At 53.0% G+C, this 24,955-nt stretch carries 17 protein-coding genes; 8 read left to right on the top strand and 9 right to left on the bottom strand.

The genetic code is table 11. The annotated features are described in order from the left end of the window. Window positions 1-11: 11 nt before the first annotated feature. Genes B9K09_RS18210 through pilB form a run of 3 tightly spaced genes read right to left on the bottom strand, consistent with a single transcriptional unit; the run spans window position 12 to window position 3,811 of the window. Window positions 12-884 (bottom strand): A24 family peptidase, encoded by an 873-nt coding sequence (locus B9K09_RS18210; RefSeq protein WP_087518151.1) that lies wholly within the window; start codon window positions 882-884, stop codon window positions 12-14. Between the two features lie 3 nt (window positions 885-887). Continuing rightward, window positions 888-2,105, bottom strand: coding sequence for a type II secretion system F family protein (locus B9K09_RS18205; RefSeq protein ID WP_087518150.1), 1,218 nt, complete (start codon window positions 2,103-2,105; stop codon window positions 888-890). Window positions 2,106-2,107: 2 nt separating this feature from the next. After that, window positions 2,108-3,811 carry a type IV-A pilus assembly ATPase PilB gene (gene pilB, locus B9K09_RS18200; RefSeq protein WP_087518149.1) on the bottom strand — a complete coding sequence of 568 codons (1,704 nt, stop codon included), beginning with the start codon at window positions 3,809-3,811 and terminating at the stop codon, window positions 2,108-2,110. A gap of 221 nt (window positions 3,812-4,032) precedes the next feature. On the opposite strand from pilB, the gene B9K09_RS18195 reads away from it, so the two are divergent. Next, entirely contained in the window at window positions 4,033-4,452 is a 420-nt protein-coding gene (locus B9K09_RS18195; protein ID WP_087518148.1) for a pilin, read from the top strand. 68 nt (window positions 4,453-4,520) lie between these two features. Beyond that, the gene (locus B9K09_RS18190) at window positions 4,521-6,254 is read left to right on the top strand and encodes a PglL family O-oligosaccharyltransferase (RefSeq protein ID WP_087518147.1); all 1,734 of its coding nucleotides are present in this window, start codon (window positions 4,521-4,523) and stop codon (window positions 6,252-6,254) included. Window positions 6,255-6,302: 48 nt separating this feature from the next. Here the strand turns inward: B9K09_RS18190 and nadC are convergent, their stop codons facing one another. Continuing rightward, on the bottom strand, window positions 6,303-7,151 hold the full coding sequence (nadC, locus tag B9K09_RS18185; protein WP_087518146.1) for a carboxylating nicotinate-nucleotide diphosphorylase: 849 nt from the start codon (window positions 7,149-7,151) through the stop codon (window positions 6,303-6,305). A 408-nt stretch (window positions 7,152-7,559) separates the two neighbouring features. Here nadC and B9K09_RS18180 point away from each other — a divergent pair, with 408 nt between their 5' ends. After that, window positions 7,560-9,824: a DUF1631 domain-containing protein gene (locus B9K09_RS18180; protein ID WP_087518145.1), complete on the top strand. Its 2,265-nt coding sequence runs from the start codon at window positions 7,560-7,562 to the stop codon at window positions 9,822-9,824. Between the two features lie 374 nt (window positions 9,825-10,198). On the opposite strand, the gene B9K09_RS18175 is transcribed toward B9K09_RS18180, so the two are convergent. Then, on the bottom strand, window positions 10,199-11,173 hold the full coding sequence (locus tag B9K09_RS18175) for an IS110 family transposase (protein WP_087516234.1): 975 nt from the start codon (window positions 11,171-11,173) through the stop codon (window positions 10,199-10,201). A 466-nt stretch (window positions 11,174-11,639) separates the two neighbouring features. On the opposite strand from B9K09_RS18175, the gene ampD reads away from it, so the two are divergent. From ampD to B9K09_RS18160, 3 genes are all read left to right on the top strand, one after another. Beyond that, on the top strand, window positions 11,640-12,191 hold the full coding sequence (ampD, locus tag B9K09_RS18170) for a 1,6-anhydro-N-acetylmuramyl-L-alanine amidase AmpD (protein WP_087518144.1): 552 nt from the start codon (window positions 11,640-11,642) through the stop codon (window positions 12,189-12,191). An 8-nt stretch (window positions 12,192-12,199) separates the two neighbouring features. After that, on the top strand, window positions 12,200-13,036 hold the full coding sequence (gene ampE / locus B9K09_RS18165; protein ID WP_087518143.1) for a regulatory signaling modulator protein AmpE: 837 nt from the start codon (window positions 12,200-12,202) through the stop codon (window positions 13,034-13,036). A gap of 502 nt (window positions 13,037-13,538) precedes the next feature. Beyond that, a complete protein-coding gene (locus B9K09_RS18160; RefSeq protein WP_087518142.1) occupies window positions 13,539-15,569 on the top strand; it encodes a methyl-accepting chemotaxis protein in 2,031 nt (676 codons plus the stop codon). 51 nt (window positions 15,570-15,620) lie between these two features. Here the strand turns inward: B9K09_RS18160 and B9K09_RS18155 are convergent, their stop codons facing one another. The 3 genes from B9K09_RS18155 to B9K09_RS18145 all read right to left on the bottom strand — a co-directional run bounded on the left by B9K09_RS18155 (window position 15,621) and on the right by B9K09_RS18145 (window position 19,845). Continuing rightward, complete coding sequence (locus tag B9K09_RS18155; protein WP_087518141.1) at window positions 15,621-16,403, bottom strand: TatD family hydrolase; 783 nt, start codon at window positions 16,401-16,403, stop codon at window positions 15,621-15,623. 89 nt (window positions 16,404-16,492) lie between these two features. Further along, entirely contained in the window at window positions 16,493-17,923 is a 1,431-nt protein-coding gene (locus tag B9K09_RS18150) for a chloride channel protein (RefSeq protein WP_087518140.1), read from the bottom strand. A gap of 338 nt (window positions 17,924-18,261) precedes the next feature. Continuing rightward, window positions 18,262-19,845, bottom strand: a complete 1,584-nt coding sequence (locus B9K09_RS18145) for a peptide chain release factor 3 (RefSeq protein ID WP_087518139.1) — start codon at window positions 19,843-19,845, stop codon at window positions 18,262-18,264. Window positions 19,846-20,512: 667 nt separating this feature from the next. On the opposite strand from B9K09_RS18145, the gene B9K09_RS18140 reads away from it, so the two are divergent. Both B9K09_RS18140 and B9K09_RS18135 read left to right on the top strand, forming a co-directional pair. Beyond that, complete coding sequence (locus B9K09_RS18140; protein WP_087518138.1) at window positions 20,513-21,676, top strand: type III PLP-dependent enzyme; 1,164 nt, start codon at window positions 20,513-20,515, stop codon at window positions 21,674-21,676. Between the two features lie 187 nt (window positions 21,677-21,863). Then, entirely contained in the window at window positions 21,864-24,113 is a 2,250-nt protein-coding gene (locus B9K09_RS18135) for a TonB-dependent siderophore receptor (protein ID WP_087518137.1), read from the top strand. An 84-nt stretch (window positions 24,114-24,197) separates the two neighbouring features. Here the strand turns inward: B9K09_RS18135 and B9K09_RS18130 are convergent, their stop codons facing one another. Further along, window positions 24,198-24,950: a tetratricopeptide repeat protein gene (locus B9K09_RS18130; protein WP_087518136.1), complete on the bottom strand. Its 753-nt coding sequence runs from the start codon at window positions 24,948-24,950 to the stop codon at window positions 24,198-24,200. Between the last annotated feature and the right edge of the window lie 5 nt (window positions 24,951-24,955).

Raw genomic sequence — 24,955 nt, 5'->3', positions numbered from 1 at the left:
ACGCTGATAGCCTATTTCATTCCGGCAAATTGCAGGTAGGTTGAGGTGATCTGGTCGCCCCAGATCAGCGCTATCCAGCCAGCGATAGCCAAGTAAGGGCCAAAAGGTATGGGTGTGCTGGTTTCGGCATTGCGCATGCGCAGCATAATCACACCAAGGACTGCGCCGACCAACGATGAAAGCAAAATGGTCAGCGGCAGAATTTGCCAGCCGCCCCATGCACCCAGCATGGCCAGCAGCTTAAAGTCGCCATACCCCATGCCTTCCTTGCCGGTTATCAGTTTGAACAGCCAAAACACCGTCCATAGGCTTAAGTAACCGGCAACCGCGCCCCAGAGAGCATCGTCAAGGCTGGTAAATAGGCCAAAATAATTGGCAATCAACCCCAGCCAGAGCAGCGGTAACACCAGTACATCAGGCAGCAGTTGGTGGTCGGCATCAATCAGGCTCATCGCCAGCAAGCCCCAGGTCAGCAGCAGCATCAAACCTGTTTGCCAAGTAAAACCAAAGTGCCAGGCGATAAAGAATGACAGCGCCCCGCAGGCCAGCTCCACCAAGGGGTAGCGTTTGCTTATCGCGGTTTTACAGCTGGAGCATTTACCGCGCAGAGCCAAGTAGCTGACGACCGGGATGTTTTCCCAAGGGCGAATCTCGTGTTTGCACGAAGGGCAGGTCGAGTTTGGCAAGAGCAGGTTAAAAGTTTGCTGGGCGTCTTCGCTAGGCAGTTCCAATGCTTCACGCGCCTGGGCCTGCCAGTCTCGCTGCATCATGATTGGCAGGCGATACACCACAACATTCAAGAAACTGCCAACCAGCAAACCGATAACCAGCACGCATAAAGAAAAGGCCAGCGCAGAGCTGGCCAGAAAGTCGAGTGTTTGCATGGGTTAGACTACAGAGCCCAGTTGGAAGATTGGCAGGTACATAGCAATTACCAAGCCACCAATCAAGACGCCAAGCACCGACATAATCATGGGCTCCATCAAGCTGGTAAGGCCATCGACCATATTGTCGACTTCATCTTCATAGAAGGTCGCTACTTTATCGAGCATTTCATCTAATGAGCCTGACTCTTCGCCGATGGCTGTCATTTGAATTGCCATGGTGGGGAAGGTATTGGTTGTGCGCATTGAGAAATTCAGTTGCATACCTGTTGAAACGTCGGCTTTGATTTTGTTCGTTGCATTTTTGAATACGATATTGCCGGTGGCCCCAGCAACGGAGTCTAAAGCATCTACCAGAGGTACGCCCGCTGCGAATGTAGTTGATAATGTTCTTGCAAACCGTGCAACCGCGGACTTATAGAGAATATCGCCAACAATAGGCATTTTTAAAAATGCTCTGTCCAAACCATCTCGAAATTTTTGTGAGCGCTTATGGGTTTCTTTGAATAGAAACGCGATAGCAACAAGACCTGCAAGAAATGCGAGCCACCACTTTTGCAGTGTCTGTGAAAGCCCAATTACCATTTGTGTAAAGGCGGGTAGCTCTGCGCCAAAGTTGGCGAATACCGATTCGAATTGAGGAACTACCTTAATCAGCAAAATAGCTGAAACGATCAAGGCGACTACCACTACGGCGATAGGGTAGTTCATGGCTTTTTTGATTTTTGCTTTTAGTGCCTCTGTTTTTTCCTTGTAGGTGGCTACGCGGTCAAGCAAGCTCTCTAGAGCACCAGCCTGCTCGCCAGAGTCTACAAGGTTGCAGTAGAGCTCATCGAAATACTGAGGTCTTGTTCGAAGTGCAGTTGCAAAGCTGTTACCAGCTGCTACTTGCTGCTTAATGTCATCAACCAGCTTACGCATATTGGGGTTGTCGAAGCCCTCACTGATAATGTCGAACGATTGTAATAGCGGTACACCAGCCTTCATCATGGTCGCCATCTGCCTTGTAAACAAAGCAATGTCCATTGGTTTGATTTTTTTACCTGCACTAAAAAGTGAGGCGGATTTCTTGCGTACCTTGATTGGGTTGATGCCTTGCTTGCGCAGTTGGGCTTTGACCAATGCAGGATTCTGCCCGTTGAGCTCGCCTTTGACGGTTGCGCCTTTCTTATCTTTGCCTTCCCAAGCGAATACGCTGGTTTTGAGTGCTTTTGCCGCCATGGTTAATCCTTGGTTACGCGGTTGACTTCCTCAAGGCTGGTGACGCCTTGCATCGCTTTCACCAGTGCCGAGGTGCGTAGATCATTGAAACCGTCTTTGCGCATCTGCGCGGAAATGTCGATGGAGTTGCCTTCCTCCATGATAATCCGTTGCAGGTTAGGCGTGTTTTTAACCACTTCATATATTCCGACACGACCTTTGTAACCGCCTTTGCAATTTTCACATCCCACGGGGCCGAAAATCTTGAATGTGCCAATTTTTGCCTCTGGGAAACCTTCTTCTAAAAGCGTCTCGCGCGGCACATCAACTTCTTTCTTGCAACTGCTGCACAGCTTGCGCGCAAGTCGCTGTGCGATGATCAGGTTGACCGAGGTGGCGATGTTGAATGACGGCACGCCCATATTGCGCAGGCGAGTCAAGGTTTCTGCAGCACTGTTGGTGTGCAGGGTCGACATCACCATATGGCCGGTTTGCGCGGCTTTTACCGCGATAGAAGCGGTATCCAGGTCACGGATCTCGCCAACCATGATGATATCCGGGTCTTGACGCAGGAAGGCGCGCAGCGCCTGGGTGAAGTCCATGCCCTGTTTGGGGTTGACGTTTACCTGGTTGATGCCTTCAAGGTTGATTTCGACCGGATCTTCCGCCGTGGAAATATTGACATCCGGGGTATTGAGGATATTAAGGCCGGTGTACAGCGACACGGTTTTGCCCGAGCCGGTAGGGCCGGTAACCAAAATCATCCCTTGTGGCTGCTTAAGGGCGGTCATATACAGGTCTTTCTGATCTTCCTCATACCCGAGGGCGTCAATGCCCATTTGTGCACTGGTTGGGTCGAGAATACGCATTACAATCTTTTCGCCCCACAAAGTTGGAAGAGTGTTAACGCGGAAGTCGATGGACTTGGTCTTGGATATACGCATTTTTATGCGTCCGTCTTGCGGTTTGCGGCGCTCGGAAATATCCAGCGAGGCCATGACCTTCAGGCGTGCGGAAATTCTAGGGGCAAGCTGAACAGGCGGGCGCGCGACTTCGTGCAGAATACCGTCGGTACGTAGGCGCACGCGGTAGGTCTTTTCGTAAGGCTCGAAATGCAGGTCGGAAGATCCACCCTTAATCGCATCTAAAAGCATTTTGTTAACAAAGCGAACCACCGGCGCATCATCTGCTTCCTGGGCGCCATCGCCGCCGCGTGGCTCGTCTTCGACCGTTTCAACATCCAGCCCATCCAGATCAACATCGGCAAGGTCTTCCATACCGCTGGTGCCAGAGTCGAAGAACTTCTCTATGGCGTCGCCAAGCTTGTCGTCTTCAACCAAGATGGCTTCAGTGTTGAGGCCGGTACTGAACTGGATATCAGTGACTGCTTGGTGATTGGTCGGGTCGGATACGCCGATAAAAAGCTTATTGCCCCGCTTCCACAGCGGAATGACGCGATGCTGGCGAACCAGTTTTTCGCTAATCAGCTCACGTGGCTGACTTTCTTTGTCAATCGAGCCAAGGTCAACAAATGACACGCCAAATTGGTCAGAGGCCAGCTCTGCCAGCGCCCGGCTTTTAACCAGCTTGTTTTGTACAAGGTAGGTGACCAACGACATTTTATTGCGTGTAGCTTGCTGTTGAGCTTGCTGTGCTGCTTTCTCATCAAGCAGTTCAGCGATGACCATTTGTTTGGCTAGGCCGGTGAGAGAGACGACGTCATTCATTGCAGGCTCCATAAACTATGCCTGCGTTATAGCCTAGTTGAAGGACAGAACCAAACTGACATTCAGCGGCTGACAAATTACGTCACATGCTGTCACTTATTTGGATGGGGTTGTGATGCGTAGCTTGCTTTCGGCTGGATATGGCGGTGTTTCCATAGTTGGCACAGTGAGTGCATTAGCTTGGTTAGGTCGTTGGGCCTATTCATTTTTAGGAGAGTTACATGAAAGCTCAAAAAGGTTTTACGTTAATCGAACTGATGATCGTAGTTGCGATCATCGGTATCCTGGCTGCAATCGCTCTGCCTGCTTATCAGGACTACACCACTCGCGCTAAAATGAGTGAGGTTATTTTGATGGGTGCTCCTGCAAAGCTGGCAGTTGCTGAAACATCTTCGTCACTTGGTGGGCTTGCTTCTTTAACTGCTTCTAACTCTGGCTACTCTTTCCCAGGAGCGACTGATTACGTTTCAAACGTGGTTATCACTGATGGGACTGGTGTTGTAACCGTTACCTCGACTGTACCAAATGCCACTGGTAGCCTGACGTTGACTCCACGAGATGCCGGTAATGGTCAGCTGACATGGGATTGTGCCGTAAGCGGTATTGACACTAAGTTTGTGCCTGCTGACTGCCGTAACTAATTTAGTTGTAGTAAAAAAATGGGCGATCTTAGATCGCCCATTTTTATTTGCATATTTATAGTTTTGCAATGATTAAGGATAAAGTTTTGGGGAGTGATGTGGAGTCCGTAGTTGTTGCTTCTTCAGTTCAGTGTGAAGGTGGGAGAGGTGTATGGCGGGTGCTATATATCGTCTTGCTCGCTTGCCCATGGTTGATTACTACGCACAATGATCCGTGGACAACCTTCTATAGTGAATGGGCGATGGCAGTTGTGCTGTTGCCATTGCTGTTTTGGTCTCTGCTAGTATGCAAAAAAAAATGGGCCTTTGATCGGTTGGCTCTTGTTGTTGCGTGTATTTCTATAGTTCCTATTTTTCAGTCTGTCTTTGGAGTGTTGGTATTTAAAGGGGATGCTGTTTTATACGTTATTCTTCTTTTGGGATTTTCCTGCCTTGTTTCGCTTGGGCAAAGGTCGGAGCTTGTAAACTCTGATAAGTTGGTTGGAGTGCTTTTTGCGAGTTTTATTTGTGCTGCAGTGGCCTCAACAGGGTTGGCACTGTATCAATGGTTCGGCTTAACGGGTCTTGGGATTTTAGTGCCGACGATGAGCGTTGGTGGGGGGCGGGTAGTAGCCGCACTTGGTCAGCCAAATAATCTGGCAACATTTCTAATGTGGGGAGTGGTTGCAGTTTGGTGGTTTTGGCATAAGCGTATTTTAAGTGGAGTGGTGGCTACATTCGTTGCTGCATTTATTTTAGTGGGTGTTGCTCTTACTGCGTCGAGAACTGGCTGTTTGCAGGTGTTTATTTTAGCTATATCCTTTTTGCTTTTGTTTTCAAAATTTAATTACAAGGGCTTCCGTTATCCTATTGTATTTTTAGTGCTTTGGTATTTGTTGGTTCTAGGGTTTTCTCAGATTTTTGCAGAGTTTTTTTTCGAGGAGGCGGGGCGTAGTTTTGCAGGAGTAGGCGTTCGCGCGAAATTCTGGGAAATGGCTCTTCGTGGTATTTGGGAGCATCCAGTGCTTGGCTACGGATGGAATCAGGTTGTCATGCTTCATGTGGCATTAGCTGATGAATACTCTGGGCTTGGTTCAGTAATGGGGCATTCGCATAATATTATCTTTGATGTACTTCTATGGAATGGCGTGCTGCTTGGTGGTGGGATTCTCATTGCAGCTTTCATTTGGGGGTATACGCAACTTCGTACTGTTAGAACTACAGAGCATGCACTCCTTTGGATAGCTGTTGGCGTTTTTTTTATACACGCAATGCTTGAACTCCCTCATCTCTACGCTTTTTTCACACTGCCACTGGCATTAATGATTGGTTGCGCTTCTGCAAAAGGACAGGTGAGAGCGGTTGTAACGGTTCCAAAAACTCTTGTGGCTTTTGTTGGTATTTTTTTTGCTGTAATTATCGGATGTATGTTTGTTGACTATAGCAATATTGTTAAAAATTTAACGGCGCACCGCATGGTAGCCGCAAAAATAACTGGGGCTAAGGTTCCAAGTGAACCACATGTCACTTTTTTAGTATCGTTACAGGATGCACTCAACGGATTAAGAGCAGAGCCTAAAAAAGGGATGTCTTTGGATGCGTTGAAGCGGTTTCGCGATACGGTTGAAAGATATCCAGTTAGTGCTGGTTTGTATCGTTATGCGAAGGCCGCCGCTTTGAACAATAACGCACCCGAAGCCGCGTGGGGACTAAGAGTACTTTGTGATCTTAAGGCTAAGCATGTATGCGATACAGCAATACGTGAGTGGAAAGAAGCCGCTGTGACCGATCCTGAAATGAAAGGCGTAACTTTGCCAAGGTAGTGCTGATTGGGCGGTTAGTCAGTGGTCACATTATTTTAAGGGGGCATTTCACAACCCCAGCCGCATCGACAAATCCACCGCCTTCACATCTTTAGTCAGCGTGCCGATCGACACATAGTCCACGCCCGTTTCAGCGATGGCTCTTAGTGTGGATTCGTTGACGCCGCCTGAGGCTTCGAGTTTGGCTTTGCCTTGGGTGATGGCGACGGCTTGGCGCATGTCATCAAGTGGCAGTTCGTCGAGCATGATGATGTCGGCGCCGGCGTCTAGCGCTTCTTGCAGTTCAATTAAGCTTTCGACTTCGACTTCCACCGGCTTGCCTGGGGCAATCTTGTGTGCGGCTTTTACGGCGGCGTCGATATTGCCGCAGGCGGCGATATGGTTTTCCTTAATAAGGAAGGCGTCGAACAGGCCGATGCGGTGGTTGTGGCAACCGCCGCAGGTGACGGCGTACTTCTGGGCGAGGCGCAGGCCGGGCAAGGTTTTGCGCGTGTCGAGAATTTTGATCTGGGTACCTTGCACCATATCTGCGTAGTGCTGGCAGCGGGTGGCCACGGCAGACAGGGTTTGCAAGAAGTTCAGCGCACTGCGTTCGCCGGTGAGCAGGGCGCGAGCTGGGCCCTCCAGATGAAATAGCGCCTGATTGGGTTCGACGCGATCGCCGTCGGCCACTTGCCAATGCACGGCCACGCGATCATCAACCTGACGAAAAACGGCATCAACCCAGGCTGTGCCGCAAATAACCGCTGCATCGCGGCTGATGACGGTCGCATGGGCCAAGCGTTCGGCGGGAATAAGCTGGGCGGTAATGTCGCCGCTGCCCATGTCTTCTGCTAGTGCTCGGCGAACGTTGGCCTCAATTTCAGCGCTCAGGTCGGCGAGTATCAGGTTAGGCATGGTGCGCTCCATTTTCAGTGAGCGGTGATTATAAAGGCAGACTTCATCGTTCTGCAGCTATAAACGCCGGTTTGGAGCAGGTGCTGGTTGGGGTTGGCTAGACAAGGAAATGATAAATCAGCTTATGTTTCTCGTATGGCAGAGGCTCCTTAGAGTGAATCATTTGATGATTTCAGGCTCTTAGAACGTAACTGATCGATGCGATATACCGCTCGTCAGTTAGGCCTGCCATGTGTGATCTGAGTCATGCCTGATGCTGTTGAAGGCTTGGTAAGTTGTGCTAGATGGCTATAATGCCTTCATATATTAGATTATTGACGCCATTACATTGACGTTCGATGTAGGTGATCAATCGATTGCATGCAGAGATTGCAGCCAAGGAGGGCGATCTGCAGGAGACTTGCGAACATGACAACTGACGCTAAGGTGGTTCACCTTAATCCTTTGGCCGCGGAACAGGCTAACGCTGCTTCTGCGGCGAGGCTGCCTGCTGCCTTGATTCAGTTGCGCGACAAAGCTGCTCAGCAGCTTAAGCAAGCTCTGCAGGCCTTGTTTGATAATGCTGACGACACGCTGTTCGAAATGGCTGATCGTGCAACCAGCAATGGCGAGCAGAATGCTTTTTTTGAAGCCATGCGTGATCTGCGTTTGAAGCGAAAGAACGTTGAGCGCGAATTTCTGCAAGCCATCTTCGAGTCTTTCTCCACCCTCAATCAATACTCCATTGGCAAGGCGCCATCCCTTGATAGCGTCTCGTTCGATAGCTTGTCGCTGGTGCAGAATGACGAGCTTGAAGAAACGGTCGCCACTGATGCAATGATCGCCAAAGTGCTCAGCCGTGATAGTCAGGCATTGAACCACCTTACTACGCGCTTGAATGCACTGGTCAGCCGCAAGCTTGATGACAAGAGCAACCCGTTGGGCCCTGCCTCGCTGTGCGCGAATTTCTTGAGCGCCTGCGCCAGTCTGGGTGTTGAAATCAGGGTTAAGCTGATCATTCTCAAGTTGTTCGAGAAGTTTGTTCTGGTCGATCTTGATCAACTCTATGCCGAGGCCAATCAGCAGCTGATTGCGGCAGGTGTTTTGCCTGAGCTGAAGTCGGCACCGGCTCGTCGCTCTTCGGCTCATGGCCAGGCCGCCGCTCGCGGTGCTGTTGGTGAAACGAGCCATCAGCATTCGGTTGCAGGCGAGTTTGCCGAGCAGGACGTGCAAGAGGTTTTCACTGCGCTGCAGGACCTGTTATCCCACGCGCGCGGCGGTTCGGTGGCTCAGCGCCACGTGCCTGCTGATGCCATGCCGATTACCAGTAATGACTTGATGCGCCTGTTGTCACATATGCAGCAGCGTGCGCCTGCGCAGGTGAATTCCGAATTTGTTGTGCGCGATCAACTCGAGCTTTTGCTCAGCCGTGCGAGCGCCAAAAGTGGCAAGACGCGGGTTGTCGGAGAAGTCGACGAAGACGTCATCAATCTGGTGTCGATGCTGTTTGAATTTATCCTCGATGACCGCACCCTGCCGGACTCGTTGAAGGCGCTGATTGCGCGCCTGCAAATTCCAATGCTCAAGGTCGCGGTGCTTGACAAGACCTTCTTCAGCCGCGGCAGTCACCCGGCTCGTCGCCTGCTTAACGAGATCGCTGCCGCATCGTTGGGCTGGGGTGAGCAAGATGATGCTCAGCGCGACACTCTGTTCCAGAAAATTGAGCAGATTGTGCAGCGTCTACTCAATGATTTTGTTGATGACCCACAGATTTTCGCCGAGTTGCTTAGCGACTTTATGGCGTTCACCGTTGATGAGCGCCGCCGCAGCGAGCTGCTTGAGCAACGTACCCGTGATGCAGAAGAGGGCAGCGCGCGTTCTGAGTTGGCGCGCAAGCAAGTCGAGCACGCTCTGAATCAGCGTTTGCTGGGGAAAAAACTGCCTGAAGTCGTTGTGCGTTTGTTGCAGGAAGGTTGGAGCAATGTGCTGACGCTGACCTGTCTCAAGCATGGCGTTGAATCAGAAGAGTGGAACGCTGCGCTGGGGACCATGGATGATTTGATCTGGAGTGTGGAGCCGCACGAAGATCCGCAGGCGCGCTTGCGCTTACTGGAGTTGGTGCCGGGATTGCTCAAGGCGTTGCGCGAAGGCATGAGCAGTGCTGCCTTCGATCCATTTGCCACCAGTGAATTTTTCAGCGAGCTTGAGAAGCTACATGTTCACGCGTTTCAGCGATTCAAACGAATCATGGCTGAGCCATTGATTGATGCTGGGGCCGAAGTACCGCTGCTGGAGTTGCCGCCGATTGTCGAGCCAGAAGTGGCGCCGATGATCGAGGTGGTTGAGGAAATCGTGCTGCTGGCTCCTGGCGAAACTGAAGCGACTAAAGCTGAAGTCGTATTGCCTGAAGACGATGAAATGCTGCCTAAAGTTGATGCGCTGCGTGTCGGAAGTTGGGTTGAGTTCCTTGAGGATGACGAGCACAAGCTGCGCTGCAAGTTAGCGGCGATCATCAAGCCAAGCGGCAAGTTTATATTCGTCAACCGCACGGGCATGAAGGTCCTCGAGAAAACGCGCATGGCCTTGGCCGTCGAGTTCCGCCGCAATGCTATTCGTTTGCTTGATGACGCGTTGCTGTTTGACCGAGCGCTTGAGTCGGTAATCGGCAATTTGCGGCGCCTGAAGAACGGTTAATTCTTTAGCGTTTATTCAAAGGGACGCCCAGCCAACTGCTGGGCGTTTTGCTGTGTGGGCCTTGGGGAGTGTGGTCTCCGTGGTGGACAAGCTTCGCGTTGTCACACCCTACAAAGCGATGTTTATCCTGTAGGGAGGACAGCGCCTTTCTGTCCGCCGCTTATGGTGCGAAATAGGGTTGCAGTGCGGCTTGTGGTGGACAAGCTTCGCGTTGTCGCACCCTACGAAGCGATGTTTGTCCTGTAGTGAGGACAGCGTCTTTCTGTCCGCCGCTTATGGTGCGAAATAGGGTTGCAGTGCGGCTTGTGGTGGACAAGCTTCGCGTTGTCGCACCCTACGAAGCGATGTTTGTCTTGTAGATACCGTCTTGATCCTCATCTTGCAATAGCGAGAAGAGGATCAAATGGTTTTCCGGATTTTAGTACTCCGTAGGCAATGCAGAGCAGCTTGCGCATAGCTGCGCAGATGATCTGTTTACCCGTTTTGCCATTGGCTCTCATTCGCTCAGCCAGTGCCCGAATAGCGGGGTTACGAGTGATGGATACGATACCTGGCATATAAAGCCCGGCGCGTAACCTAACTGAGCCCATGCGCGATATCCGCACATGACCTTTGAGCATTCCTGATTCTTGTAACCTGGGATTAAGTCCGGCAAAGGCCGTGACCGCACGGCTGCTTTCGAAGCGTTCGATATCGCCCAACTCCGCCAGTACAAGCGCTGCGGTTCTGTCCGCAATGCCATCGATACTGGTTAGCAGGTCTCGCTGGCCGCGTAGATCGTCGTTGTCATCGAAGTGCTGTTTGATCGCCTTTAGCGTTTCATCGATTTGTTGACGCAAGTGCTCAAGCACCGATTCAATTGACGCCCTGACCTTCTGTTCGTTGGTCACATCTAGGCGGTTTTGTTCGATTTGCTCCAGCTCCTGCAAATCCTTCAAACGGCGCACTAACGCTTTCAGACGGCGAATAGAAGGCTGCTCAGGCTGCCAAGCTCGTAGTTCGGTCTGATGCCTGCGGCCATAGTCAGCGATGAGCTTGGCATCGACTTTATCCGTCTTTACCCGCTGCAGCTGGCTGCGAGCGTAATAGGCCATTTGTGCGGGGTTAAGGACGCAAACACGGTAACCCAGCTTAAACAGCCACTCAGCCAAAGCTTCGTGATAGATGCCAGTGGCCTCCATTACGACCCAGGCATCGGCTTCAGCGTGCTTAAGCAACCACTGCCGAAAGACCTCAAAGCCCGCAGCGTTATTACTCAGCTTGGCTTTGGTGCGGTACTTGCCGTTATCTTGCAGAGTGGCGATATCGAAGGTCTGTTTAGCTATGTCGATGCCGACAACTATCGTCATGACGCTTACTCCTCATTGAGTTAGGTCGATCATCACTTCATCCGTCCAACCTTGCTGATGCGAGCTCGAGGCTCAGGATACCGTTCGGACTTGCTGGATGAGTGCGGAGGAGTGCAGCGCTATCTACGTTACAAGCTCGAAGCTTTAGGGCGGACACGGCTTGCACTCGCTCCCCCGAGGATCAATCGGGAACTATCGCTCTAAAATAAGCAGTAGTCGAGATACAAGGGCGGACAGCGCTTTTCTGTCCGCCATTTAGGTTGCGAAGTATGGTTGCAGTGCGGCTTTTGGTGGACAAGCTTCGCGTTGTCGCACCCTACGAAGCGGTGTTTGTCCTGTAGGGAGGACAGCGCTTTTTTGTCCGCCATTTGGGTTGCGGAGTTTGATTGCTTGCAGGTTTAGCGGTTTTCCGCTTGGCCCTGTCACCTTGCTGCTCTAGAGTAGTCGTCTGTTTAGAGGAATCTGTATGCAGCTGGATTCAAGCACCGGTTGGTTTCAAGGAATCCGCCACTGTCCTTCACCTAACTGCAATGAGCGGCCTGCGGGCGAGGTCTCATTGTTGGTGATGCACAATATAAGCCTGCCTCCGGGTGAGTTTGGTGGCGGCAACGTGCATGCTTTTTTTCAGAACCAGCTCGATGCTGACAAGCACCCGTACTTTGCAGAAATCGCTGAGTTGACGGTGTCAGCGCACTTTTTGATTGAGCGTGATGGACAGATTACTCAATTTGTCTCGTGTCGGGATAGAGCCTGGCACGCTGGCGTGTCGTGTTTTGAGGGGCGAGAAAACTGCAATGATTTTTCGTTGGGTATCGAGCTGGAAGGCACCGATGAACTGCCTTTTAGCGATGCGCAATATCATGCATTGAAAGCACTCACTTTGGCCTTGCAACGCGCCTATCCACAGATCACTCTTGAGCGTATGCGCGGTCACAGTGATATTGCGCCTGGGCGCAAAACTGATCCCGGCCCGGCGTTTGACTGGCAGCGTTTGCGCAATAGTTTGACTGAACAATAGAGGCTTATATGAATTTTCTGGTGTTGCTGTTGGTGCTCTGGGTTGAAAAGTTTTCGGCCTGGCGCAGTGCCATTCAGCAAGACGGTCCCTGGTTACGGCTGTTAGCCAAGGTTGAGCGCAACGAAAAGCAGCTGGCTATGCCATGGCTAGCGCTTGTCGGGTTGCTGGCTGTGCCGCTGCTGGTCTTGGCACTGGTGCTCATTGTGTTGGCGCCTGTTGCTTACGGCTGGCTGGCGTTACCCGTTCACTTGTTGATTGTGGTCTACAGCTTGGGTCGTGGTGATTTGCTGGTTGCCTTGGGGCCGTTTCGTGACAGTTGGCGTCGCAGCGACAGTGAGTCGGCTTATCTGGTGGCGCGCCGCGACCTAGGTATTGACGCGCAAGACCCGGAAGGTTTGCTGACAAATGTGCAGCAATACCTGGTTTGGCAGGCCTATCAAAGCTTCTTTGCAGTGATTTTCTGGTACGCCTTGCTTGGACCACTGGCTGCACTGGCGTATCGATTACTGGCTTTGATCGAGGAACATTCACAGCGGCCGGAACTGCAGTCGCGAGCCGGGCAGTTACGTCACGCATTTGATTGGTTGCCCGTACGATTACTCTGCGTAAGTTTTGGGCTAGTGGGTAACTTTGTAGGCGTCAGTCGGGCGCTGCTGCATGAGTTGCTGAGCTGGGATATCAGCGCTACACGCTTGGTCGCCAATGTTGCCAGAGCTGCGAGTGAAGTGCCTGCGCCGACGCTGGGCGAGGCCGGGGTAAACACGCTGGATGAGCTGTGGCAACTGTTGGTGCGCTGCGCGATTCTTTGGTATGCAGTCTTCGCGCTGTGGACGCTATTTCTTTAGGAACCTCTGAAAAACTACTGCGCTAGGTATTACTGCGTTGAAAAGCTGCTCAAAATGCTCATTTAGGACAACTAAACTGCGCTGTTTCGCATCTTTTCGCCTTGTACTCCCGTCGCTCGCTACCTTTTTCAGAGGTTCCTTAAAGCGTCCGTCGCCAGGGGATATAAAAAAACGTCATACACCCTACAAGGGCACGTAGGGTGTGACGACGCGAAGCTTGTTCACCCTGTTTCAAGTATCTAATCACGGGTTCTGACGGCCTGCCTTTGGCTTTCACTCTTTAGATGCATCCCCTGAGCCGCTTTTCTGCAGTATCTTGCGGTTCTTCGCTTACCTTAAGTTACAGAAGATCAGGTCGATAACAGGTATACAGAGTGCCTCTGTTGCTGCGATTGATTGTGCTGTCTGACCAATCGTCATGTTAAGGGCGCATGAGTAGTAAAAGGCAGCCAGCGGCATCGCTGAGCCTACTAATAAAAATAATTAGATCTGGAGACGTCCTGTGAAGACCGCGTTGTATCCGGCCATCGCGCTGATGAACCGCCTGAGTTTCGGCATGAAGTTTGGACTCATCAGCATCCTGTTTTTTCTGCCCATGCTGGTGACCAACTACTTTTTGATGCATGACGCTTATCGTCAGTATCGGATGAGTGAGTCTGCTCGCAACAGTATTGAGTCGCTATCAAACGCTCTGCAGTTGCGCCGAGACGCAGAGCTATACGCCAATTTGTTGAGTGTTGACGCTGAGTTGGGTGCCAATAACCAAGGCAGTGGCTTAGCTGAAGAAATCAGCGCGACAAAAACCTCGATTGAAAACACTGTAGCCAGCATGCGGCCCGCAGTGAGTGACGCCGCCGACCTCGCCGAATTTACCGCCCAGCAGGAGCAGGTTTCCGCAGGTCTGCAGGCGATAGAGGCAGAGAGCTCAATGCGTAGCAAAGCCGCTCTAAGCCGAGAACTGTTGGGCCGCACAGGTGTATTTGCCAAGTTGATAGCCAGTCAGGCTGGCTTGAGCCAAGACAGTGAACGTACTGTGCGGCAACTGACCAATTTGCTTATCAGCAGCATGCCTCAGGTTACTCAGGCATTAGCCCAAGGTCGTGAATTGGGTGCGGCGACACTCGGCCGGGGGGTGTTGAATTCGGCGGATAGCAATGCCTTTGCCGACTTGCTTGAGTCTTTGGAAAACCTTAGCGGTGCTTACGCGGTTGATGTTCAACAAGTGCTCAGCGCCAGCCCGGATGTGCGTACTGCGCTGGACGGTCTGGCTCAATCCAGTCAGGAATCACTGACTGATGCCGTGCGGTTATTTGAAGATCGAGTGGTGATCGCTGACACGCTGGATGCGCCATGGCGAGCTTTCTTCACTGATACCACGGCTTTGATCGGCAAAACCTACGATTTGAGCAATGCCGTGGTTAGCCTGCTTGACCAGCGCCTTGAGGAGCGCCTACAGGCCAGCTTAAACAAAATGTTGTTGATGGCTGTCGCGCTGGGGTTGGTTTTACTGCTGATTTTTTATCTTTACAGCGGCTTCTATGTGTCGGTTCGCACCAGCCTCAAGCAGCTTGGCATGACCATGAATCAAGTCGCCACTGGTGATATGACTGCAAGCTTCAAGGCCAGCAGTCAGGACGAAGTGGGCGATCTGGGCGGGGTGTTCAACGGCACTGTGGTGAAAATTCGTGAGCTGATTAACCGCGTTGGCCTGACGGTTGTTGAAGTCGAGCGCCAAGCTGAGCGAGTTGAGTCGGTTTCAGCACAGAGCAACCAGGCCGTTGCCGGGCAACTGGGGCAAATCGAACAGGTTGCCACGGCGATGAATCAGATGTCTGCGACTGCGCAGGAAGTAGCGCGTAGCGCCGCGGCGGCAGTAGGCAGTGCCAACAGTGTGAATGATGAAACCATCTCCGGCCGTGCCTTGCTTGAAGCGCAAGTCAGCAGTATCCAGCGACTTGCTGGTGAAATTGATCAGTCGGTCCTGGTGATCAATCAGCTTGCCAGCGACAGCGCCTCGATTTCGCAGGTTCTGGATGTGATCAAAGGGGTGGCAGAGCAAACCAACCTGCTCGCACTTAACGCCGCAATTGAAGCCGCACGCGCAGGTGAGCAGGGCCGGGGCTTTGCTGTGGTCGCAGATGAAGTGCGCAATTTAGCCAAGCGCACGCAGCAATCAACGGAAGAGATTGAAGTGATGATCTCCAAGTTGCAGGGCGGTGTAGGTGCTGCAGTTAAAACCATGGGCATCAGTCATAAAATGGCTGATGACACGGTGAAAGAATCAAGCAAAGTACAGGCTGCGCTGGAAAACATACTGGGTGCCGTGGGTATGATTGTTGATCAAAACCAACAAATCGCAGCGGCGGCTGAACAGCAGACAGCTGTTGCCCATGATATCGACCAGAATATTGTGCAGATCAATCAGGCGGGCGAGCGTACGGCTGAAGGTGCCAGCGATACCGAGCAAGCCAGCCGCGCGCTGTCTGAGCAGGTTTCACAGCTTAAGCAGTTGATTGGCGCATTCCGCGTCTAAGCAGCCTTACTGCGCGGTTACGTGTTGGTCGAAGACTGAAGTCTGGCGAGACTAGCTCGACCAACCGAATAACTGTTCAGCGTTGCTGCTGCTAATCGTGGCCAGTTGTTCGGGGCTGAGATTGAGGTGCTGTGCCAGCGCGCGACAAATATCCGGCAAGTGTTCAGGGCTGTTGCGTTGTTGCGGATACATCGCAGGCGGCATGTCCGGTGAGTCTGTCTCCAGCACGATGGCTTCATGCGGCAGGCGCGGTAGAACCCGGTGCATGCGCAACGCCTGCGGCCACGTCGGGGCGCCGCCAAGACCGAGTTTGAAGCCAAGCTTGATGTACTCTCGCGCTTCTTCATAACTGCCAGCAAACGCATGAATGATGCCGCCAGATTGCAGCTTTATGCGTTTCAGTGTGGCGATGGTGACTGCGTGCGAGCGGCGCACGTGAATTAAAGCTGGAAGGTTAAATTCAACCGCGAGCTTTAACTGTGCTTCGAACCAGACTTGCTGCGCTTGTGGGTCAAGCCCTTCGATAAAATAGTCGAGACCAATCTCCCCGACCGCACAGAGTTGTGGGTGGCCCTGCAAGCGTTGCAGCCACTCACGGAGTTCTTGCAGGTGTGCTTCACGGTGCTGCGCCAAATACATCGGATGCAAACCCAGTGCGGCGTACAGGCTTTTATCACTCTCGACCAGTTGCCAGACACGCCGCCAATTGGCTTGCTCCACACCTAGCACCACCATGCGTGCAACGCCCAATTCGCGGCTGCGAGCGAGGACTTCAGCGCGGTCAGCGTCGAAGTCGGGGAAGTCGAGGTGGGTGTGGGTGTCAATCAGGCGCATGCATTCAGGCCAGTAACGGTTGAGTCTGTCGTCCGCCTAGCATCGGTGATTTAGCTCGGAGAGGCCAGTTTTTCGCGCTGAGTTGAGCGTTAACTTTGCTCGGGCTTGGCTTGCTCGGATGCTTGTTCTGTTTGTTTCCTGGCTGCTGCATCAGCACTGTCTTGCAGTCTTTTACTGCGCCGTTTGGCGATCGACTCACGCTCGACATCCATAACTTGCATGGCTAAAGCGCGGTAAAGCGGCACTGGCGAGATGCGTCCTGAGATAGCGCTGGCCAGCAGGCTGGCGGCCAAAACCGGCAATGCCATGTCTTGGCTGTGTGATAGCTCGATGGTGATGACTGTCGCGGTTAGCGGGGTGCGAGTGACACCGGCAAGGTACGCCGCCATGCCAATCAAACCCGCTGCTTGCAGGCTGATACCGGGAATCCAGTCGGTAATCCACGGGGCAAAACTGGCACCGACAGCCAATGAAGGCGAAAACAGACCGCCGGGAATACCCGCCAGGTACGAGACCACGTTGGCGAGAAACTTCCAGATGATAAAGCCAGCGTCTGTAACCGGCTGGCCTTCAAGAATTGCCCGGGTTTCGGCGTAACCAGTGCCGAAAACATGTTGCCCGGAAATCAGCCCAAGCAGCGCCATGATCAAACCGCAAATACCTGCAAAGATCACCGGACGCTTCGCTCGCCAAGCCGCCATCAGCGCCAAGGGCCCGGGTTTAGCGGGCAATACCAGTCGACAATACAACCCTCCTGCCAAGCCACCCGCGACACCGCAGGCCAATACGGCCAGCCAGTCGCGGCTTAGCGGTAACTCGGCACTGAGTTCGCCGAAGTAACTGTAGTGACCCATCAAGCCGAGGGTGACCATGCCGCCGATCAAAACAGCCGTCAGCACCAAGCCGTTGAGGCTTTGTTCGAAGCGGTGGCTGAGCTCTTCAATCGCGAAGACCACTCCCGCCAGAGGTGTGTTGAATGCTGCGGCGATGCCTGCCGCACCGCCCGCGATGATCAGGCCTGAGCCTGCGCTACGGACCTGTAAACCAAGACGGCGGCCAAAGGTATACATCAACGCCGCGCCCACATGCACTGTCGGGCCCTCGCGACCAATCGAGGCACCCACCAGCAGGCCAGCCACTGACAGCACCATTTTTACTGCAGCAATGGGAAGTGATAACACGCGGTTACGGAAACGGCTGGAGGGGCGCTCAAGCGTGGCAATCACTTGTGGAATGCCGCTGCCCTTGGCGTTGCTGAACCAGCCTTGTGTGGCCCAGGCCAATGCGGCGAAACCTAGCGGGGTAACGAGCCATGGCCAGTAACTGCTGTGGTTGAGCATCAGTTGGAAATAGACGTTTGCCTCATCCGCTAGCCAGGCAAATGCCAGAGCCACCAAACCCACCAGCAGCGCACCGACCCAGAATGCCAAGCGCTGGCGCAGCACGCGCAGGTATCGACGCCGGGCACGAAAGCTTTGGCGCGCAGAGAGTTTTTTCTGAGGTTTAGAGTCGCTGGGCATAAGGCGCTGGACCGCATTGATGAGGGTCAGGCAAGCTCGTGTCAGGCTTGTTGTAGTATTTTGACACATATTGGTCTGTGGTGCCGGACGGTCTAAATTGATTAGCGCTCGATGCGCTCAGCCATGCGCTCGTTAGACCTTTGTGGCGGTGCTGCGGGTGCGTAAAAGCATGCGGCGAGCAGGGCGTACGCCGTTGGCCTCAATTATTGCTTCGGTATTTGTGTGCAGGCGTAATGCTTGCGCATGCCGGGTTATTCGCGGCTGCGGTATAGGATTGCTTAGAGGTTTGAGAAGAGACGAGAGACGGGCGCCTCTCGTCGTTCGATCATTATTGGTTGTTAGTGGTGTTCGCGAGTGGCGCGGAATTTAATATCCGGCCAGCGCTCTTCCATCAGCGCCAGGTTGACTCGGGTTGGCGCCAGATAGGTCAGGTGGCCGCCGCCATCAATGGCAAGGTTTTCCTGGGCCTTGTTCTTGAAGTCTTCGAGTTTTTTCTTGTCGCTGCATTCGATCCAACGTGCAGACCACACGGTGATTGGCTCGTAAGCGCATTCAACCTTGTATTCGCCCTTCAAGCGGCTGGCGACCACATCAAACTGCAGCACACCGACCGCGCCGAGGATGATGTCGTTGCTACGCTCTGGGAAGAACACCTGCGTCGCGCCTTCTTCTGCAAGCTCCTGCAAGCCCTGACGCAGTTGCTTGGATTTGAGCGGGTCTTTCAGGCGGACGCGGCGGAACAGCTCTGGGGCGAAGTGCGGAATACCGGTAAAACCGATGCTTTCGCCTTCAGTGAAGGTGTCGCCAATCTGGATGGTGCCGTGGTTGTGCAAGCCGATAATGTCGCCTGCGTAGGCTTCTTCCAGCTGTTCACGCTCGGAAGAGAAGAAGGTCAGTGCATCCGGTACGCGAACGTCTTTGCCCAGGCGCGCGTGGCGCATCTTCATGCCTTTTTCGTACTTGCCTGAGCAGATACGCATAAAGGCAATACGGTCACGGTGCTTCGGGTCCATGTTCGCTTGGATCTTGAATACGAAGCCGCTGAATTTTTCTTCAGTCGGTTCAATCACCCGTTCGTGAGCAGCACGCGGCAATGGTTTTGGTGCCCAGTCAACGACTGCATCGAGGACGTGATCAACACCAAAGTTGCCCAGAGCGGTGCCGAAGAAGACCGGGGTCAATTGCCCGCTGAGAAATTCTTCCTGGTTAAACTCATGGCAAGCGCCTTGCACCAGCTCAAGCTGTTCGACAAAACGATCGTATTCATCACCGAGGTGCGCGCGAGCTTCGTCTGAATCCAGGTGCTTGATGATCTTGGTTTCAGTGCGCTCGTGGCCGTGACCGGCGGTGTACACAATGATGTAGTCTTCGCTGAGGTGGTAAACACCCTTGAAGTCGCGGTAGCAACCAATCGGCCAGGTGATCGGCGCAGCTTTGATCTTGAGGACTGCTTCAATCTCGTCGAGCAGCTCAATCGGGTCACGAATGTCGCGGTCGAGTTTGTTGACGAAGCTGACAATCGGCGTATCGCGCAGACGGCAAACGTCCATCAGGGCGATGGTCCGTGGCTCAACCCCTTTACCGCCATCGAGCACCATCAAGGCGCTGTCCACTGCAGTCAGTGTGCGGTAGGTATCTTCCGAGAAGTCTTCGTGGCCCGGTGTGTCGAGCAGGTTGATCATGTGCTCGCGATAGGGGAACTGCATCACCGAGGTGGTAATCGAGATACCACGCTGCTTCTCCATTTCCATCCAGTCGGAGGTCGCGTGACGGTCGGACTTTCGCGATTTAACGGTGCCCGCCACTGCAATGGCTTTACCCATCAATAGCAGTTTTTCGGTAATGGTGGTTTTACCGGCGTCGGGGTGGGAAATAATGGCGAACGTGCGACGTTTCGCGACTTCGGCGGCCTGAGTGGTCATTGGGTGGTTGCCTGACTAAATGCGGTTGCGGGCGGGCGAACGACAGCCGGCCCGTAAAACCGCCAATTATAACGTGAAAAGCAGCTACTTTTGGTGAATGACCTGATCAGTAGTCAAACTGATGCCAATTGGTGCTTCTGGCAGCCCTGTATCGGCGGCTGATACCCAGGCTGAAAGGTTGTCATCTTGCGGTCATGCCGGGCGCTGATATTTGTCTCAATGCTTAATTCGTGCAGCATAAAACACGTTTTGTTTTGAATCTAAAACGATCAGCAACTAATGCATTAAATAGGGCTAAAAAGCGCCCATTGGTGATTGATCTACAGGGCGCATGGCCCTAAAGTTCCGCCCCGAACGTCCATGCTGGCAACGATCCATCCGGCTCAAGTACAGACGACGAGAGGTCATGCTTTTGTGGAAACAGCACAAGGCTGATTCTCGGCGAAATGCCTTGGGAAGTAGGCGACCAAAGTGGGGAGACTGATCAGACGTTCGAAGTTGGTGCATGCGCTATAGAACCTGGCTGCTGCGCCAATTTGCGTTGTTTCAACTGAATGTAGTTGCGTCACCTTCAGTAGAAGCAACCGGCCCCGCCGAATAATTGAACCCTCAGGGGCTCAGTTACTCGAAATTTATGTATTCCGGTTTAGCCAAATGGAGTCCACGCATGTCGATCAATGTTGATGATTACTACGCACCCGCCACTTTTCAGAAGATGAAGGCGTTTGCCGATAAGCAAGAAACTCCGTTCGTGGTGATTGATACCCAAATCATCAGCAAGGCATACGACGACTTGAGTGCCGGGTTTGAGTTCGCCAAGATTTATTACGCGGTCAAAGCCAACCCGGCCGTGGAAGTTATCGAGTTGCTCAAGGATAAAGGCTCGAACTTCGATATCGCCTCGATCTATGAGCTGGATAAAGTGATGTCCTGCGGCGTTAGCGCCGACCGTATCAGCTACGGCAATACCATCAAGAAAGCCAAGGACATCCGCTACTTCTATGAGAAGGGCGTGCGCATGTACTCCACCGACTCTGAGGCGGATCTGCGCAATATTGCCAAGGCCGCGCCTGGCTCGAAAATCTATGTGCGCATACTCACCGAGGGCTCAACCTCTGCTGACTGGCCACTGTCGCGCAAGTTTGGTTGCCAGACTGACATGGCGCTGGATCTGCTGATTCTAGCCAAGCAGCTTGGTCTGGACCCTTACGGTGTGTCGTTCCATGTTGGCTCGCAGCAGCGCGATATCGACGTGTGGGATGCGGCAATCGCTAAAGTCAAAGTGATTTTCGAGCGTCTGAAAGAGGAAGATGGCATCGTCCTGCGCATGATCAATATGGGTGGCGGTTTTCCTGCCAACTATATTCAGCGCACCAACAGCCTGGAAACCTACGCTGAAGAAATCATCCGCTTTCTTAAAGATGACTTTGGCGATGACTTGCCAGAAATCATTCTTGAGCCGGGTCGCTCGTTGATCTCCAACGCCGGTATTCTGGTCAGCGAAGTGGTGCTGGTTTCGCGTAAGTCGCGCACTGCGGTCGAGCGATGGGTGTTCACCGACGTGGGTAAGTTCTCAGGCCTGATCGAAACCATGGACGAGGCGATCAAGTTCCCGATTTGGACCGAGAAGAATGGCGAGATGGAAGAAGTGGTTATCGCCGGTCCAACCTGCGACAGTGCCGACATCATGTACGAAAACTACAAGTACGGCCTGCCACTTAATTTAGCCAGTGGCGATCGCCTGTACTGGCTCTCAACCGGCGCCTATACCACCAGCTACAGCGCGGTTGAATTCAACGGTTTTCCACCGCTGAAAGCTTTCTACCTGTAAACCATCCAGCAAAGCAAAAGCCCGCCAATTGGCGGGCTTTTGCGTTTTCGGCAGGGTGAATTAATACGCTGCCCAACCTCTGAGAAAGATTTTGATACAAATAATATTACAACTTTGTTACTAATACCAATATCGCTATTGATTATCAAATAGCATTGAGTCTCATTCAGCAATTGGAATAATTGTGATGCAGACACAGTACGTCAAGGATGCGCTCCCTCTTCCGCGGCTGGCTTCAGCGCGGCTGGCTTCAGCTATCGGGTTTGCCATTGCCTCATGTGCAGGTAATAGCTTCGCTGAACAGACCAGCGAAAAGAAGCAAGCTGTCGAGTTGGATAGCGTTACGGTAAAGGGTCATCAGGAAGATGATTTCAAAGTCGATAATCTACAGTCGCCAAAATACACTGCGCCCCTGCTTGATACACCGCAAACGGTCACGGTAATCAGTCAAGCGGTGATTGAGGACCAAGCCGCGCTTAGCTTGCGTCAGGTGCTGTCGAATGTCTCCGGAATCACCTTTGCGGCGGGTGAGGGCGGCGGCGGTTTGGGTGACAGCATCAATATTCGCGGCTTCAGTGCCAGCAGTAATATCCTGATTGATGGGTTGCGTGACAGTGCGCAAACCAATCGCTCTGACACCTTCAATCTTGAATCGGTTGAAGTGATAAAGGGGCCTAACTCTGCTTACGGCGGCTCGGGTACCACGGGCGGTTCGATCAATCTAGTGAGCAAAATGCCGCAAGCCCGGGATTTCAATCGCGCCAGCATTGGCCTGGGTACAGATCAATACCAGCGCCTCACTGCAGATATCAATCAGCAGCTTGACGGTGTGCCAGGCGCGGCGTTTCGTCTTAACCTGATGGGCCACCAGAATGGAGTGGCCGAGCGCGACAATATTGATCAAGATCGTTGGGGTATAGCGCCGTCGCTAACCTTCGGCATGGGCACCGATACCCAGCTTAACCTGAGTTACTTTCGCCAGTCTGACCACGATTTGCCCGACTACGGTTTACCCGCGAGTGACGGCAAGGTGTTGTCCGGCGTTGACCGCGACAACTATTACGGCTTTCACAACATTGACCGCGAAGAGACCGATACCGAGTCGTTTACGGTTAAGTTGGATCATCGATTCAACGACCTGCTAAGCCTGCAAAACCTCACGCGGTTTTCAGAGGTCGACCGCCTGACCGTGGTTTCCGCATCGCACGTGAATACCAGTGCGCCAGGACTTGCCCCGGGGCAATATGTTCCAGCGGGGCCGCAAGGTTTGGGCCGCGACTACAACACCAAGCTGGCGATAAACCAGACGAACCTGACTTGGAACTTTAACACCGGTCCTCTCGCACATGCGCTGGTGACTGGGGCCGAAATTTCTAAAGAGAAATATGATCGTACCAATAAATCCTACGGCCTTGATTTCACGGGGCAGGCTTTTGATCTGTACCACCCGCCGGGTTATTACAGCGGTCAAACCAATAAGCGCGACACCGAGAAAGTTAGTTCTGAACTCGATGGCCGAGCGCTGTATGTAATCGATACGATTGAACTCAATGAGCAATGGCAACTTAACGCCAGCCTGCGTTACGACTACCTTGACGGGAGTGCCAAGTCAGCCTCTATCCGTAATGGCGTGCAGGCTCCTTCCGCTCGCTTCAGTACCACCGATGAAGAGCTCAGTTCGCGTCTGGGTGTGGTCTACAAGCCGGCACCAAATGGCAGCATCTACTTGGCATGGGGTAACTCGTTCAACCCGTCAGCCGAGAACATTGTGGGCCGTGGCCGGATTGGCAGAGACTTGTCTGAGGATGATCAAAATCTTGACCCCGAAAAAAATGAAACATGGGAGCTGGGCACCAAATGGGAGTTGTTTGGTGATCGTCTCGCGGTCAATGCTGCGGTGTTCCGTGTAACTAAAACCGACGGCCGCGTAGCCAGCAACGATCCGTTGGCTGATCCGGTGGTGCTTGATGGTAAGCAGCGTGTCGACGGTATTGAGTTAGGAGTGGCAGGTAAGCCGACCGAGAATTGGGATATTTTCGCCAATTACACGTTCCTCGACAGCGAAATCCTCAATGCTGCGCCAAATGATTTCGCTCAGGAAGGTCAAGCACTGGCTAACACCCCGCCGCGCTCGTTCAGCCTATGGAATACCTACGATGTCACGGATGCACTGCAATTGGGTTACGGCTTGCAATACATGAGTGAGCGTAATATCAGCACCAAAAGCACTGCCAAGGTAGATGATTATGTGGTGCACAGTGCGATGGCTGCCTACCAGATTAACGATGAGGTGGATGTGCAGCTCAATGTCCGCAACCTGTTCAACGAAGAGTATTACGATCGAGTTCGCACCAGTACCGGTTCAACGTCTCGCTCGTCGTCATTGGTGCCAGGAGAGGGGCGCACAGCGATAGCCTCGGTGAACTTCGCTTTCTGATTGTGTCGTTAAAACCATGAACCAAGCTTGCCCAGCATTGTTGGGTGAGCTTGTTTGAGCATTGTTGGGTGAGCTTGTTTGGGTTTAAACGCTGTGCTCGTTGGCTAGCGCGACTTGGCGTTGCGCGTAAGCCGCATTGATATCGAGTAGTTCGGGATGATTGAGTGCGGCTAACGAGCGGCATGCGCTATGGATAAAATTTAAATTGCCGATTGCCAGTGCTTTTTCCAACCAGAAGCGCGCGCTGCTTATCTCGCCCAGCTCAAGCAAGCGTCCGGCATAGCTGAACTGCCCTCTGAAGTCGCCGCCTTCGGCAGAGCGGCGGAACCACTCAAGCGCAAGCTTGGGCTCGGCTGCAACCACCGTTCCTTCTTCGTAGAACCGGCCTAGCAGGTTCATTGACTTGGCATGGCCAAGCTCAGCTGCTCGCTGATACCAGACAAACGCTTGCGGCAAGTCGAGGGTGCCTGCGCGTCCAGTCGCCAGCAGGTTGGCCAGGTTGTACATGGCCCAATCCAGTCCTTGTGCGGCAGCTAGCTGGTAGCAATTGAGCGCGCTGTGCAAATCTATCGGGCCACCCCAGCCATGTTCATGGCAGCGTCCGAGCATGTTACGCGCCATGCTGTGACCGCGCTCGGCGGCTATCGAGAACCAACGCCGTGCCAAGGCTGTGTCGCGCTCTATGCCCTGGCCATCGAGTAAGATTTGACCGAGCAATGCCTGTGCTTCCAGCTCGCCCAGCCCGGCGCAGTTCAGTAGCCATTGCGCGGTGCGTCGCGGGTTTTCATGGGCATTGGCAGCCGACAGTGTTTCGGTTTTACGCAGTACGAAACTCATCGCGG

It is taken from the genome of Pseudomonas sp. M30-35 (assembly GCF_002163625.1).
In the GTDB taxonomy this organism is placed as follows: Bacteria; Pseudomonadota; Gammaproteobacteria; order Pseudomonadales; family Pseudomonadaceae; genus Aquipseudomonas.
The sequence above is the reverse complement of the archived record's forward strand: the minus strand, read 5'-3'. Positions and strand labels throughout refer to the sequence as shown.